This window comes from Shivajiella indica (assembly GCF_042683085.1).
In the GTDB taxonomy this organism is placed as follows: domain Bacteria; phylum Bacteroidota; class Bacteroidia; order Cytophagales; family Cyclobacteriaceae; genus Shivajiella; species Shivajiella indica.
In genome coordinates this window covers 96,667-112,564 of record NZ_JBHUIV010000003.1, presented here as the reverse complement: position 1 = coordinate 112,564, position 15,898 = coordinate 96,667, and the positions used below count along the sequence as shown (strand labels likewise).

The window sequence follows — 15,898 nt, the reverse complement described above, 5'->3', positions numbered from 1 at the left end:
ACTTAGTTCCCTAGTCCAAAAACCAATCCTATCCGCAAAACAGGTTGCCTTGTATTTTGGCTTTGAACCTTGAATTCAGTATTTATTCCCCAATTTCCTGAAATCCTAAGATTTGCCCCTATACCAAAATTTCCACCTGGCCTGCTTACGGTCTCCCCTGCCATTCCCGGCTGGGTATTGATCCAAAAATTACTATATCCTCCCATGACATATAATTGGGAAGAGCCACTGGTCAGGTAATACCTGAGGTCCATGTTCAGGTTAGAGGATCTTCCCACTGGAGGAAACCAAAAGGTGAAATTAGGAGCAAGGGAAAACTTATCTATAAACAGATATTCAATCCCGGCATGCGCTCCAAAATAATCAATAGATAATTTATAATCCCCACCAAATTGATACCTTACATCTCCTTTCTCTTGGGCCTGAGAATTAGAAAATGCTAAAAATGCTAAAAAACAGATGATATACTTTTTCATAGGTTGAAGATAAATAAAATTCAAAAAGCCCCAAAAAATTGGGCTTTTTGAATTTATGGGTTAATTTCCTGTTCCAGGTAAGAAAGTCTTCCGGATTTATCTATCCCTTGGACTACTACTTTATATTTTTGAACAACATCATTGTTAAAAAACTCAATATCTGCCTGGTTACCATTCCATATGATTTTTGGGTTCCAAAATAAAGTGGATCTATAATCTGGAGCAGGATTGCTTTCATTGTCATACCTTGGCATATAAAATTGCCTTGCAATAGAATACCCTGGAAATCTCAGATTGAATACCCCATCTCCCATTTCCCCAATTCCTGCAAATCTTTTTGTATACAAAGCTATTGCACCATTTGCTCCCTGGGTCCCAAAAACAGCAAGAGTTGCAGCATCTTTAAAAACTTCTACAGATGCCAATTCCCTAGGACTTATTGAGCCTGCAAATGAAGGATCGATAGGTGAATTGTCCAATAATACCAAAGGAGCACCACCGGCTTCAATTGAACCCACACCCCGGATCTGAATGGTTGGGGCACCGCCCATTGGACTTGGAATTATTCTCACGCCTGCAAACCTTCCCTGCAACAATTGCCAAATATCCACATATCCCTCAAAACCACCTATATCCTCCGGTCTCAATGAGGCATCTCCTTTTCCATAAATCCTGGTAATTTCCTCTTGGGTTGGATCAAATTTTTCGGATTGTACCACAAATTCATCAATTTCTACCACTTCCATCTCTCCATATGAAGCTGTTGCAGCTTTCCTTTTCTCCACATTTTTTAAATACTCCCTAAGCACTGGTGAAATCTCAAAAGCATTAATCTCAGGATTAAATCCTTCCCATTGCTCATATTTGGACAAGGGGGGATCCAGCTCCAAATTGACGAGCTCCTTATGTCTTCTGTCATTGGCCGAAATGGTCAATAATGTGGTATCCTGAAAATCAAGATCATCGATGATGAATTTGCCATTTTCCCCAAATTCAACAGCAATGAAATCTTCCTGCTTTCCTTTGGAAAAAACATTTATTATTCCCCCTGTCAAACCTCTTTTTCCTTCGGATTTAGGCGAAACTGTACCCGTTATGTTTATTCCCTGCTCAATGAAATTCTTATTTTCTATTTTCCCCTCCAATACACTCTCCCAATTGAACCTTCTCCATCCATGTGTCAACATGATCAATTCAATACCTTCATCATCTCTTTTATCACTGAAGAATTGTTTGGGTTGGTGAATTCTCCCTTTTAACTCCGATTCAATTTTTAGGTATGAAATGATATTGGAAGTAAGGGAATAAGGAACCTCATTGGCATCCGTCACCGAAACTGAATAGTTGCCTCCTTCAAACCCTTCCCCTTCAATTTCCAACTTCCATTTGTTCTTCCCTCTGGCCCGGGTATTTACCTCATCAATTTTTAATTTTAATTTCAGATCTTTTTCTTGGGGAATAAAAACCAAGCGTTCGGCCAATGGAGTCCCTTCAGGTTCAAAAACTGTTACCTGGTTGATACCCGGTGCCAACTGATTCTTATTGATCCTCGCCCCAGTGACACCATTGGCAAGGTTAATCACCTGCATGTGGCCTATCCTTCCTCTGGCATGTATCACTAAAAGCCCTTCTCCTGAAGGTGAAATTTCATTGAAGGCGTTGGCTTGAATAAGCACATTCAAAAGGTTTTCTTTAGAATTATCAACCGCCAAATTGACACCTGTGGACTTGACCTGGGGAAGCGGTATCTCCAATTTGCTTTCCCCAATTTGAATATTGGCACGATATAACTTCCCATTCTGTGGAGTAAAAGAAAAAGAGCCTAACCCAGACTCATTCGTATTAAAAACCACTTCCTGTCCGTCCACATTGACCGAACCTGAAAGTATAATCGGTGTACCATCAGGGTATACCGCCCTAATGGCTACCTTATTGTTGAATCCCGATACCAAATCCCCTCCTTCAGGCAAAAACTGAATGTCCATCATGGAAGCAGGAAAAGGAAGGAGGAATTTCCTAGAAATACTATATTCTTCATTTTCCTTTTGAGTCAACTCAATGGCGGTTACTTGTTGCAGATCCGATAGAAGTAAACTAAAATCCAAATTATATGCCCCCTCATCATCTAGCTGAAATGAACCGCTTTTTAAAACCCTATTCCTGTTGAGCACTTCATAGATGATGGTTTCCCCTTTTAAAGGTTGTAATGAACGATTCAAAGCTTTAACCATCGCTTGGTATTTCACCATATTTCCTGCTTCCGCCATTTGGAATTCCACAGAAGGCTGAAACTTTAGGTTATAGGGCTCCAATATTTCAATACTGAAACGGAAAACAGCCTCTCTTCCAAAGCCCCTCAACCAATGGGAGTAAGCATGAATATGATAAATTCCCTCCCTCATGTAAAAATCCAATTTAAAATCCCCATACCCATGGCCCTCTTGAATCTGTACTGTCTTTTGTTGAAGGAGTGTTCCCTCATTGTCCAAAAGGTCCACATAAACCACTTTACTCAGGGGAGAAGGGACATCAGGACTACCTGCAGTTAAAAAAACCGAAAACCATACATTGTCACCCGCGGCATACAGGTTTTTATCCATATGGACAAAAACCTTCTCTTCCGGTACATCTTCTACATAATATTCCATGTAACTGAGTATTTTTTCAGTTAAATCTGAAATACCGCCAGGTTTTTGAAATGAAGTGAAAATAAAAATAAAAGGGACAAGCAAAAATGACATTAAATAAGGAGTTCTTTTCATTATTAAATAATTAGTTGGTTTAATCATATAAAAGGCAACCCAAATTTTACGCTGAAAACTAAACTTTTGTTTAACCAAAACTCAAATTTATTCCTTCTAAAGTTTTGTAAAATTTGAAAATGCCTCAAATATAACTAATTATTACTTTATATCTTTGACTATTATAAAAAAATATAAATCCCACAAAAAATATGGTTAATAAAATTATATAGAGAAAATATTAGCTTATTTTGATAGTTTACACAAGTTGGACCACTTCATTCTTATTGGCCAGTTGGCCGCAAGCAGCATCAATATCCTGACCACGGGATTTTCGGACTTTGGCAACAATCCCTTCATTTTCAAGGATTCTGACATACATATCCACCGCCTCTTGGGAAGCTTGCCTGAACTCACCTTCATCGATAGGGTTGTATTGAATAATATTCACTTTGGAAGGAATGATCTTACAGAATTTTGCCAGGGCTTTGGCATGCTTTTCATCATCATTCACTCCCTCCCAGATCACATATTCATAAGTGACTTTTCTTTTGGTCTTTTGGTACCAATACTTCAGTGCATCTGAAAGGTCTTCCAAGGGATTTACCTGATTGATAGGCATCAAACGACTACGGGTTTCATTAATGGCCGAATGCAAAGAAATGGCCAAATTGAATTTGACACCATCGTCTGCCATTTTTTTGATCATCTTTGGGATTCCAACTGTGGATAATGTTATTCTTCTCGGAGCCATCCCCAATCCTTCCGGAGAAGTAATTTTATCTATGGCATCGATCACATTGTTGTAATTCAATAAAGGTTCACCCATGCCCATAAAGACAATATTTGTCAAAGGGCGTTTAAAATAAGTCTCTGCTTCCTCTTTGATAGCTACCACTTGGTCATATATTTCATCTGGATTCAGATTACGCATCCTTTTCAGACGGGCAGTAGCACAAAAATTACAGTCCAGACTGCAACCAACCTGGGAAGAAACACAGGCAGTAATCCGTTTGGAAGTGGGTATCAATACCGACTCTACAATCTTATCATCAAATAGCTTGACAGCATTTTTGATGGTACCATCCACCGAATGCTGCATCAGGTCTACATGGATATGATTGATCTCAAAATTTGCCTTCAACATCTCCCTGGTCTCTTTGGAGATGTTGCTCATATCATCAAAGTTTTTCAATGACTTATTCCAGAGCCAATCATATACTTGCTTTGCCCTGAATTTTTTATCCCCCTGAGCAATGAAAAAATCTTCAAGTTGTTCTAAAGTGAATTTTCTGATATCCTTTTTTATGGTGTTTTCCATGATACAAAGGTAAGAAATAGATTATGGAATTTGGCTGATTCTTAAGAAGTAACAAACAAGGATGAACATTGGGTTCAATTTAATGATAACAATCCTTTTTACCAGTGATACCATTATTTAGACACAGAATCAATTTATTTTCAGACATTTAATCAGAAAAAAGTATTTTTAAAACCATGGAACATATCAACAACCTTCTGAAAAAAATGACCAAAGAGTTTTCAGACTGGGAAAATGCGGGAGACCAAAGACATGTCTTTCTTCAGTGCTACACATTAATGAGCAGTAACATGTATTTTTCAATTCAGAAAAAGCTTTTTTCAGATCCAGATTGGGTGTCTATTTTGCTTGTTCGGTTCTCGGATTATTATTTCGATGCCCTAGACCTCTATCAATCAAACCACCCTAATGTACCTTCTGTCTGGAAACAAGCCCATGATGCTGCCAAAAATTCTGATACCCATGTACTTCAAAACCTGCTCTTGGGAATCAATGCCCATATCAACTATGACCTCCCCTTAGCACTATACGATTGTTTGGAAGATGAATGGCCATATTTACAAAAAGAGCATATTGAATTGAGGAAAAATGATCATGATCTGGTCAACAAGATAATTTCCAGCTCTATTGATGATGTTCAGGACAGCATTATCAAACCAATAGCTCCAACCTTGGCTGTTTTAGACAAATTGATGGGTAGAATGGATGAATGGCTACTTTCAAAAATGATAATCTCATGGAGAAGTGATGTATGGAAAATTTCCCAACTTCTTCTGGAGGCTAAAAATCCTGAATTGCGGGAAGAAATCAGACAAAGACAGGAATACCAAGTCCTCAAAAGAGGTGAACAATTGATCAATCTTTTTTAAATAAACTAAAGTTTGATGGAAACTTAGTGCATTTCTTTTGTCAGTTGACTTTCTAAAGCAATCAATTTGTCCCTTATTTCAATGATGCTTTCCCATTCTCTATCTCTCTCTCCATGTTCGATTCCTACATATCCGTGGTAACCATGGGAAAGTACTATTTTCATCATGCGCTCATAATCCAAAGCTGCCTGGTTACCAAAATCATCAAATGTTGTAGGCTTTAAACTCACACCTTTTGCCAAATGCATCAACTCATCCACACCTCTGTAAGAATCATAGGATATGATTTTACCTTCTTCATTATGGATCCGAAAATTTCCAAAATCAGGTAAACTTCCGGCCCTTGAATGTCCCGTAAGTTCCAACATTCCAACCAACCATTTGGCATCACTGGAATAACCACCGTGGTTTTCGATAATAACATGAATCCCATAATCATCCGAAAATTCACATAATTTTCGCATACCATCAGCACAAAGTTTCATCGCTTCTGCAGCCATCTGCGGATCTGCTGACCAAGGAACTTCAGTATATGCATTGATTCTGATAGAATGACAACCTAAGAATTTGGCCGCCTCCACCCACTTTTTATGATTTTCTACCGTTTGAAGCCTGTCTGAAGCCGATTTTGCTCCAAGTATTCCTTCCCTATCACACATAATTAAAACCTGGGTAATGCCCTCATTCTCACATCTAGTATTCATTTCCCTTAGGTAATTTTTGTCAGTGGCCTTATCCATAAAAAACTGATTGACATATTCCACCGCATTGATACCATGCTGCTTTGTAACCAAAGGAAAATCCAAATGATCGAGTTTACCTGAAAATATCAATCGGTTTACAGACCATTCCGCCAAAGAAATTTTAAATAATTTTTCCTTAGAAGTACTAGGAAAACCTTTGGAAGGAAAGCCTAATCCCAATGCTGCAATTGCCAATCCTGATTTCTTTATGAAGTCTCTGCGCTGATTCATCTTTTATGTGCTGATTAAGAATTAAAATTTACCCAAAGGTTTTTTTGAATCAAAACAAAAGGTATGAATTATGAAGAATGGTGAAGATGGTTTTTGTTAATAATCCGGAATCTTAAAATAACATGGGGGTCCTTCATTCCATGGAGCTCTTTAAGATAGAATGAATTCCTTATTTTTACTTAAAACAATCAAAACTATAAAATTTGTGCACTCCTTAAAAAAAGTCCTCCCCTTCATTTACTTCTTCAAAAGGAAATTTTCCAATGCAAAATTATGGCTGGGAGTTAAGTCAGGATTGATAAATTCTTTGGTAATTCTACCCTACAAAGGTTTTGGTAACCAAAATGAAATTTACTTTTTAGGGAGAGTTCTAAAAGACAGGAAATTAGGTTTCTCCAAGCCCGATGATAGCAAGTGGAAAAATTTTGTAAAAATGTACAAACGATTTATGTCTTGGGAAATTCCAAGTGTAAGGATAAAGGTATCATTTCAAGGATATAACCAAATTGTAGTTTCGGATGAAGAAGGATATTTTACCGTTCATTTGAAATCCAATAACGGTTTTGAAATAAAAAAATCCTGGAATGAGGTTCAATTGGATTTATTGGATCAAATTGGAAAAGTTCCCAATCCAGTAACCGCAACCAATAAAATCTTCATTCCTATTGGAAAAGTGGATTATGGGATAATTTCAGATATTGATGACACCATTGTTCCAACAGGTGCTACCAGATTATTTGAAATGATCAAGACTACATTTCTTGGAAATGCACACAGCAGACTTCCCTTTCCCGGAGTTTCCTCCTATTACCAAGCATTGGCAAAGGGATCTGACGGGATAGACAGTAATCCTTTTTTCTATGTTTCAAGTTCTCCTTGGAACCTCTATGATTTTTTAATGGAATTTTTAGATGTTCATCAAATCCCAAAAGGACCTCTCATGTTGCGGGACCTGGGTTTATCAAAGGAACAATTCATTGCAGGAAGTCATTGGAAACATAAACTCAAACAAGTTGAGAAAATTTTTCAAATCGAAAAAAACCTACAGTTCATCCTGATAGGAGATTCCGGACAGCATGACCCCGAGATCTATTTAAAGGTGATCAAGGATTTTCCGGGAAGGGTAAAAATGGTCTATATAAGAGATGTATCTCCCAAAAGAAAAACTGCTATGAAAGAGATCCAACTGGAAATGAATCATCTGGGCGTAGATATGTTGCTGGTCAAAGACACCTTGGAAGCAGGCAGACATGCGCTTTCAATGGGCTGGATCTTACCATCAGACCTGATTGAAATCCAGGAATCCAAGCAAAAAGACGAAGCCTTGAATTAAGGGTATTCCCCTTGGTAATTTAGAATTACTTTTGAGAATAGGGCTAACTTGATTTTCTACTAGAATGGGATAGTTGTTACTTACCTCATCACTTAAAACTATCATCTATTTTTCATGCCAAACAATGGCCTGACCCAATTCCACCGCCTGATCAGAAATTCATAAATCAACCAGGCAATACCAAAGGTTCCTAAAACCATTACAAGAAATTTTGGCCAAAACCCCCAATCCAAATGCATCAAATAAAACCCTATTGTAATGGTAATTGTCTGATGAAGGATATAAAATGGATAAACCGCTTCATTGGCATATGTCAAGGCTTTACTGGATCGATTGAAGTAAGCGGCAGCATATCCAAAAAGGGCCAGAATCCATGCCCAAAGGTTGACAACTTTCAAAAGGGCCTCAATAAAATGGATCAATGTTGAATCCTCATAGGCCAATCTAAGTCCCACCATCCCACTGAATCCCAGCAATCCCAGAAAAAGGTATTTTCTACGATTGGTTTCCACAGTTTTCCAAAAAACATCTTTGACCGTAATCAGGAGGAAACCATAGAAGAAAAATGTGATATAATTGATCACATTGAACCAATCTCCCCACAAAGCATGAGTGGAAGGGAAAAAAGGCTCTACCAAAGATTCCCAGATATATAAAGGAATCACCAACCAAAACAATCCAAAGGGTTTGGAGGCCATCATACTTGCAAGCCTGATAAACCCGGAACCCGGATTTTTTCTCAGATAAAGAAAACCAGGAATCAAGATCAGGGAAAAAACCAACAGATAAGGTAAAAACCAAAGGTGATGCCATGAAAAATTTCCCTCCGGATATACCCCAATAAATGCATGTGATGGCCAAAATTCAAAGTAACCACCAAAAAACTGTCCCTTGTCAATCCTCTCAAAATAAACCTGTGGAGGAACAACCAGTATTATGCCCACGACCAAGGGAAGAAATAAACGCTTGACCCGTTCGGTTGCAAATTGCCCGCCAGTTCTTTTTGAAAGGGCATAATAAGTCCCCATCCCGGAAATTACAAATAGAATAGGCAATCTCCATTGATTGACAAAAAGCATGGGCCAACGCAAGTCAGGATAAATGATATCATTTTTGATATGCCATCCCCAAGGCACAAAAAACATCCCCACATGATACAAGATCAATAATCCGAATACGATAACCCTAAGCCAATCCAAATCATACCTTCTCATAGTTCCTTTGATTTTTTCCAAAGCTAAATTGATTTGAGATGCAAAAAACTTCTGTGTGACGGGCATCAAGCATTTGTGATGAAATGCAAAAGTAGTCCATTTTATGCTCCGGTGTGTACACCACAAAGGGTTCAAAAAGGTAATTGAAAATAAAGCTCATCAAAAAGAGGATTATGGCTAAATACCAAATATTCCTCCCTTTAAAATAATAAGGATAGGGTTGGCTAATAAACTGAAAGAATTTTCCACGCATTTTTAATGGTCTTGGCATTTTAAAAATAATCAATCTTCAATACCAAACCAGCCAATTCCAAAAGTAAAATCAAATTCGTTCAGTCGAAAAATTGAATCAGAATAAATTTGAGGAATATTTTCAGTTTTCCATTGATAATATTTTCTAAATTGAAAACCGTTCCAAAATTAATCGTGACCAATAACAATGGATCAAAAAGAAACTGATAACAACTACAAAGGGATAATTGTACCTATGGTTACCCCTTTGCATTCCAATGGGGAATTGGATAAAAAGGGGACAGAAAGACTTATCCGACATCTTATACATGGTGGAGTCCATGGAATTTTTATACTTGGCACCACAGGGGAGGCCTCCAGCCTTAAACCGGCTCTGACAAAGGAAATGATCGAACTCTCATGCAAAGAAGCGAAAGGAGAAGTGAAAATTTTGGTTGGAATAAGCCATACATGTCTAGATGTGAGTGTGAAATTGGCTCAAATTGCAAAGGAAAATGGAGCCGATGCAGTAGTGGCTTTGACTCCTTATTATTTTTATTTGGATCAAGAAGAGTTGGAGCACTATTATGTCAAACTTGCTGATGAAAGCCCATTACCGGTTTTTATTTACAATTTTCCAAGGATGACTAAGTTGAATCTTGAGCCGGAAACTGCTGAAAAACTTTCCAGGCATCCCAATATAATAGGAATTAAGGATAGTTCGGGTAATGGAGTTTACCTTCAAAAACTTTTGCAAATCAAGAAGAAAAGGCAAGACTTTTCCATTTTTGTAGGGCCTGAGGAAATGCTTGCCCAATCAATCCTTACAGGGGCTGATGGTGGCATATCCGGTGGGGCTAACATCTTCCCTGAATTATATGTCAGCATGTTTGAGGCCTCCAAGAACAAGGACTGGGGCCAAATAGAGAAATTTCAGGAGATCATTATGGAAATTTCCCAAAAAATCTATGCCGCAAGTCCCAAAAATTCAGCCTATTTCAGTGGGGTTAAAGAAAGTCTTTACCATCTTGGTATTTGTGAGCCGCATCTAGCATCTCCCATGATTGGAATTGACGATAAATCCAAAGAATACATTTACCAACATCTTGATACCATTCATTCAAAAATCAAAAAACTGAAATTTTAAAACCCATTATGGAGCTATCCCTCATTGACCTTGCAATTTTTTTTGTATACATGGCAGGGATTGTGGGTTTTGGAGTTTCTTTTTATTTTAAAAACAGAACAGGGAAGGATTATATCACAGGAGGAGGCCGCTTACCTGCCTGGGCTTTAGGTATGTCCATTTTTGCAACCTATGTAAGTAGCATCAGTTTTTTAGCCCTACCGGGAAATGCCTATCAGTCCAATTGGAATTCCTTTGTTTTTAGTTTATCAATACCTTTTGCAGCATTAATTGCTGTGAATTTTTTTGTGCCCTTGTACAGAAAATTACAAAGTCCATCAGCCTACACTTATTTTGAAAATCGTTTTGGCCCCTGGGTAAGGATATATGCTTCCATATGCTACTTATTGACCCAATTGGCAAGAATGGGAGCCATTTTATACCTGTTGGCATTGCCCATGGAAGCTTTATTGGGCTGGAACATTCCAACAATTATCGTTCTCACAGGACTGCTGGTAATGATTTATGCCATGATGGGAGGGATTGAGGCAGTGGTTTGGACTGATGCCATTCAGGGTATAATCTTGATTTCAGGGGCTATTGGATGCTTATTCCTCATCATTCTGAGGATACCAGGAGGAATAGATCAAGTCTTGGAAATTGCAAAAAATGATCATAAACTTTCACTTGGTAGTTTTTCCTTAAATTGGAGTGAAAGCACGTTTTGGTTGGTTTTGATTTATGGTCTGTTCATCAACCTTCAGAACTTCGGAGTTGACCAAAGCTATATCCAAAGGTATATTGGAGCAAGATCAGAGAAAGAGGCCAAATTATCAACCTGGTTGGGAAGCTTGCTATATGTCCCTGTATCCCTTCTGTTTTTCATGATCGGAACCGCATTATATGTCTATTATCAAATAAATACCCAGCTATTGCCCATAGAACTTTCAGGACTAGATCAGGCAGACAAAATTTTCCCCTATTTTATCGTTTCTTCATTACCTGTTGGGTTGACAGGATTACTGGTTGCTTCCATTTTTGCAGCCGGTATGAGTACTTTGTCTACCAGTATCAATAGCTCGGCAACGGTTATTTTAGAAGATCACTTTAAAAAATATCTTTCTTCATCACTTCCCCAGCAATCAGAAATATCCATCCTCAGGACTGCTTCCTTTGCCATGGGACTTGCCAGTATAGGCGTGGCATTGGCATTTAATGGGGTATTAAGTGCTCTGGATGCCTGGTGGGCTTTGGCATCCATTTTCAGTGGGGGGATTTTGGGATTATTCCTCCTTGGTATCCTCACCAAAATAAAAAGCAATTTACCCCCTGTATTGGGCGTCATTTTAGGTCTTATCGTTATCGGATGGATCAGCCTAAGTGATTTTTTCCAAAGTCTTGGATTCCTTTCTTTAACAATCCATAAAAACTTAGCCATTGTCCTTGGGACGACAGCTATTTTCTTTGTTGGCTTTTTTGTAGGACATTTAATTAAACCTTTTAAAAAACCTTAATCCTTTTTCATCAGCAAAGGACTTTCAGGAAAAGCATCAATGACATTACCCTCTCCATCCAATGAAATCAAACTGAATTCCCTACCCTCTAGTGTCAGGATAGTGAATGCCCTGGTTTTAACGGCCTTTTTCAAATACCAGGTATCTACTACATTATGAATATCCCTGGGCTCAACACCCCACGCCCCATCTCCAACATAGATAATCCCGGATTGATCAATCTGCATATTTTTTAGTGGAAAGGTTCTTTTGTAGGCATGGTCATGGTTTTCAAAGGCAATTCTTACGCCGTTTGATTCAAATATGGGAGGCCAACTTTCCCTTACCAAGGTTTGTGTAAATCCTTCATAATCCCTTACAGAAGGATAAGCGGGTACGTGGTAGATGGGGATTTTATGAAGTACACCCTTTCGGTCGGCCAAAGTCTTTTCCAACCACCGTGTTTGTTCCCCCAATACAGGATTGGAATGTTCAGTATCCAGAATGATCAAACTCAGGTAATCCCCAATATCCAATACATTATATCCAGGTTGTCCGGGAAAGGCAAACAAACTGTAGAAATATGGGGCCAACCTGTAACGGTAAGCATCGGTCTGTTCATACCCTTCATGCATATTATAATATCCCCCGACCACTTCATGATTTCCAATGGCTACAATACATGGTAGTATCCTGTTGTCTGAAGTAACCATTGTTTTGGAGTAAGCATCAAACCAGTCATAAATCCTCTGAATATTTTCTGCTAATCCATTTTCATAGGCCATATCTCCTCCTATAATGACGAAATCCGGTTCATAGTTGGCTGCAATTCTGTTGGTTGCTTCCAACCATTCCTTACGATGCATGGAATCCCCTCCAATGGCTATTTTTAAGGAAGATTTGTCCAAGGTCGCAGGCAAGGTTCTGAAATAATAGATACTGTCCAAACCGCTGAATTTAATTTCGTAAGCAGTCTCAGCCTCCAGGCCCTGTATGCCTACACGATGCACCAGTCTTTCCGAAAAGGGAAAAGGCAAAACCGTACTTTCAAACTCTTTCCAAGCTTCGGTTCCTTTTTTCCTAAACTTCAGGGTCTCAAACTCCATTTCATTGGAATGCCAATCTATGGTAATGGTACTGGTAGGATCATCCTCCCAAGTCAGGTAAAAAGTATAGGGTGGATTTTGTGCAAAGAGTAAATTGGAATAAATGTTGGCAGCGATGAATATCCCAATACCAAGCCCAATGGCTAATAGATAATACCTAAATTTCATTTTTTCAATATTTAAAGGCAAAGGATTACATTTCCATTTTACTAATGAAAAAGGATTGTTTTCATCAGTTTTCCATCCTCTTTTTCATGGCTAAATATACCCCATTTGTCCATCCAAAACCATCCTGAACAGGATATTCTCCTCCGCCTGCCTCCAAGCTTAGATCCTCCACATTGTATTTTTCCATCATTTTCCCAGTCTGTGAAAATACCTTTTCATTCAGATTGGTCCACCTCGTTGCTAATTCCAATGCCAAATCCCTTCTTCCATAATTCCAAAATGCTTCAAAACCTATCCATTGAAGTGGTGCCCAACCATTTGGAGCATCCCATTGCTGCCCGGATTGGATATTGGTGGTTACCAAACCTCCAGGCTTCAGGAAATTTTTCACCGTAAAATCGATTACCCTTTCTGCCTGTTCTTTGGAAGCAATTCCTGCCCAAAGCGGGAAAAGCATGGCCAATGAGGGCCTATTTACATGTTCCTTAAACTTTATATGGTAATCCAGAAAAATCCCTCTTTCCTCATCCCAAAAATACCGGTTGATACCTTCGATCCTGTTTTTTCTGTTCCTTTCAATATTATTGGCAATGTTTTCATTGCCAGCCAGCCTGTTAGCATATATGAGAACTCTTTCAGTCTCAGATAACAACACATTTAAGTCAACAGGAATGATGGCAACTGTTTGAATCGTTTTTAGGTCCAAAGGATCATAAAGCCAACGGGAACTAAAATCCCATCCTGATTCACAGGCTGCCCTTAAATTCCTGAAAATCTTTTCCGGATATCTTCTACTTTCTTCAGACAAACTTATATCCTCCTGAAATGATTCTGGCCTTGGGGTATCTTCATCATCAAAATATCTGTTCATAAAGGCATCCTCATCCAATCTCACAACCCTCTTATATCTTTTCCCAGGCAAGTGAAGTTCTGTATCCCCTTCCACCCAAAACAAATATTCCATCAACATTTCAGGAAGATATTTTTCAAGTAGGCTCTCATCCTTTTTTACTTCGGCCAGTAATTCAACCATTTTAGCAAAAAAAGGTGGCTGAGACCTGGATAAAAAATAAGTGCGGTTACCGTTTGGTATATGTCCGACTGTATTGACCAAATGGGCAAAATTGGCAACCATAGAATCAATGAGGTCAATTCTTCCGGATTCTTTCAAACCCAACATAGTGAAATAACTGTCCCAATAATAAATTTCTCTAAATCTACCTCCTGGTACTATATAGGAATGGGGCAATGCCAACAGGCTTGAATCTATTTTATCTTCATCCGGCTCTCTCTTCAATAGGTCCCATTGATAATGAAGTCTCTCTTCAAGGTTAAGATTTTTAGGAATTTCAATTTCCTTCGGTTCATCGGGAAGGATAAAATTGGATTTCACAAATTCCAATAAGTCAAAATCCTTCATTTTAGCCTTTTCGAAAAAGTCCAATAGGATGTCTTTCGCAGGTCTTAAAGGGATACAGTCAACGAAGGTTTTGGAATCCTTGAAAATACCGCTCATCTGAACGGCATCAAACAATTCCCAATACAATTCTTCCGGGGGAGTATATCTATGGAAACTCATCTCGATCTGACTTGTCTATTCAATAAAATCAAAACTAAACATAACAAGGTAATGGGCAACAAAGAGAAATAAAATGCGTTGGTGCCGCCGTATGCTTCAAAAATATGTCCGGTTATTATGGAACCTGTGGTACCCCCCAAAGCTGAAAAAACAACGATGAGGCCTGACATGGAACTTTGCATATATTTTGGCAGTGCGCTTAACACTACGGAATTGATGGTAGGATAGATAGGGGCAAGAAAAACCCCCAAAATAGGGAATAGATAAACCACAAATGGGGCATTAAACCAAGTGATTGTTTCCAAAGCTTCCGGTAAATCAGAGGTCAGCGGCAAGGTCAACAATACACAAATGCCTACTAAAATGGTGCATACCAAAGTAAAAGTCAACCAATGGACCTTTTTCAAGACTATTCCTGCCAAAAGCCGGCCAACCGCTAAAGCACCCGCCAGAACTGCTCCGGCCTGAATGCCCATACTTGCCGGCACCCTAAGGACATCCTGATAAAATGTCGGAGTCCATGTCATGAAACTTTGCTCTATCAAAACAAAAAGGAAAGCTGAGGCCGCAAAAACCAAGACCAAAGGTTTGATGACCAATTTCAGCATTTCCATGAACTCCTCCCAAGGCTTTGTTTCCTCTCTTTTGGATTCAGATTCATTGATTTTGGCAAAAAACAGCAAAAGTGCTGCGGATAGGGTCATGGCCCCCAAATACCAATAAATATTCAGCCATTCTCTAGAGGTAGGATCTGCATCGTTAACAAAGAGACTGAAGAATATATTACCCAAAAGCACCCCTACCATAAAAAAGCCTTCAATGGTACTCATTAAGCTGCTATGTTCCTTTGCATTTGATGTTACCAGACCGATCATGGCAAAAACAGAAACTTTAATGACAGCAAATGAAATCCCAACTGCAGCAAAAAGCATTTTAAAATACCAAAATTCATTCGCTGTAACGGGCATCAGGAAGCAAATGACGGCCACCAAAAACAAAACCGTCATCATACCTTTTTTCAAACCAATTTTTGGAAGCAAAGATGCTACGATAAAAGAGAAAATGGCAATAGGTAAATCTTTGAATCCTTCCAGTACGGAAGCCTCTGCTTTACTTACATCAAAGGTCCTTTGTACTTGGAGAATAACTGCCCCAACTGAATTTAACAAAACGGCAAAAACCATATAGTTAACTATCAGTGAAAGCCTAATCAAAGCTCTTGAAGTCATGTTGTGGTTTATTATTTTTGGTTAATATCTAATTTGGA

Annotated in this window: 12 protein-coding genes; 4 read left to right on the top strand and 8 right to left on the bottom strand. The window is 38.7% G+C overall.

The window, feature by feature from the left end; translation table 11 throughout:
* Positions 1–2: 2 nt before the first annotated feature.
* The 3 genes from ACFSKV_RS01475 to rlmN all read right to left on the bottom strand — a co-directional run bounded on the left by ACFSKV_RS01475 (position 3) and on the right by rlmN (position 4,538).
* Positions 3–476 (bottom strand): hypothetical protein, encoded by a 474-nt coding sequence (locus ACFSKV_RS01475; RefSeq protein WP_380799816.1) that lies wholly within the window; start codon positions 474–476, stop codon positions 3–5.
* Between the two features lie 53 nt (positions 477–529).
* A complete protein-coding gene (locus tag ACFSKV_RS01470) occupies positions 530–3,238 on the bottom strand; it encodes a TonB-dependent receptor plug domain-containing protein (protein ID WP_380799814.1) in 2,709 nt (902 codons plus the stop codon).
* Positions 3,239–3,476: 238 nt separating this feature from the next.
* The gene (gene rlmN / locus ACFSKV_RS01465) at positions 3,477–4,538 is read right to left on the bottom strand and encodes a dual-specificity RNA methyltransferase RlmN (protein WP_380799813.1); all 1,062 of its coding nucleotides are present in this window, start codon (positions 4,536–4,538) and stop codon (positions 3,477–3,479) included.
* A 176-nt stretch (positions 4,539–4,714) separates the two neighbouring features.
* On the opposite strand from rlmN, the gene ACFSKV_RS01460 reads away from it, so the two are divergent.
* Positions 4,715–5,407, top strand: a complete 693-nt coding sequence (locus ACFSKV_RS01460; RefSeq protein WP_380799811.1) for a DUF5995 family protein — start codon at positions 4,715–4,717, stop codon at positions 5,405–5,407.
* 23 nt (positions 5,408–5,430) lie between these two features.
* Here the strand turns inward: ACFSKV_RS01460 and ACFSKV_RS01455 are convergent, their stop codons facing one another.
* On the bottom strand, positions 5,431–6,381 hold the full coding sequence (locus tag ACFSKV_RS01455; protein ID WP_380799810.1) for a sugar phosphate isomerase/epimerase family protein: 951 nt from the start codon (positions 6,379–6,381) through the stop codon (positions 5,431–5,433).
* Between the two features lie 433 nt (positions 6,382–6,814).
* Between ACFSKV_RS01455 and ACFSKV_RS01450 the strand changes: the two genes are divergently transcribed.
* Positions 6,815–7,714, top strand: coding sequence for an App1 family protein (locus tag ACFSKV_RS01450; protein WP_380799809.1), 900 nt, complete (start codon positions 6,815–6,817; stop codon positions 7,712–7,714).
* 101 nt (positions 7,715–7,815) lie between these two features.
* Here the strand turns inward: ACFSKV_RS01450 and ACFSKV_RS01445 are convergent, their stop codons facing one another.
* The gene (locus ACFSKV_RS01445; RefSeq protein WP_380799807.1) at positions 7,816–8,949 is read right to left on the bottom strand and encodes an acyltransferase family protein; all 1,134 of its coding nucleotides are present in this window, start codon (positions 8,947–8,949) and stop codon (positions 7,816–7,818) included.
* Positions 8,950–9,367: 418 nt separating this feature from the next.
* Here ACFSKV_RS01445 and ACFSKV_RS01440 point away from each other — a divergent pair, with 418 nt between their 5' ends.
* Positions 9,368–10,306: a dihydrodipicolinate synthase family protein gene (locus ACFSKV_RS01440; RefSeq protein WP_380799805.1), complete on the top strand. Its 939-nt coding sequence runs from the start codon at positions 9,368–9,370 to the stop codon at positions 10,304–10,306.
* 8 nt (positions 10,307–10,314) lie between these two features.
* A complete protein-coding gene (locus tag ACFSKV_RS01435; RefSeq protein WP_380799803.1) occupies positions 10,315–11,799 on the top strand; it encodes a sodium:solute symporter family protein in 1,485 nt (494 codons plus the stop codon).
* Here the strand turns inward: ACFSKV_RS01435 and ACFSKV_RS01430 are convergent.
* The 3 genes from ACFSKV_RS01430 to ACFSKV_RS01420 form a co-directional block, all read right to left on the bottom strand.
* On the bottom strand, positions 11,796–13,052 hold the full coding sequence (locus ACFSKV_RS01430) for a purple acid phosphatase family protein (protein WP_380799802.1): 1,257 nt from the start codon (positions 13,050–13,052) through the stop codon (positions 11,796–11,798). The genes ACFSKV_RS01435 and ACFSKV_RS01430 overlap by 4 nt on opposite strands.
* Positions 13,053–13,116: 64 nt before the next feature.
* Positions 13,117–14,631 (bottom strand): alpha,alpha-trehalase TreF, encoded by a 1,515-nt coding sequence (gene treF / locus ACFSKV_RS01425; RefSeq protein ID WP_380799801.1) that lies wholly within the window; start codon positions 14,629–14,631, stop codon positions 13,117–13,119.
* Complete coding sequence (locus ACFSKV_RS01420; protein WP_380799800.1) at positions 14,628–15,860, bottom strand: MFS transporter; 1,233 nt, start codon at positions 15,858–15,860, stop codon at positions 14,628–14,630. Before ACFSKV_RS01420 ends, treF begins: the two co-directional genes overlap by 4 nt.
* Positions 15,861–15,898 lie beyond the last annotated feature (38 nt).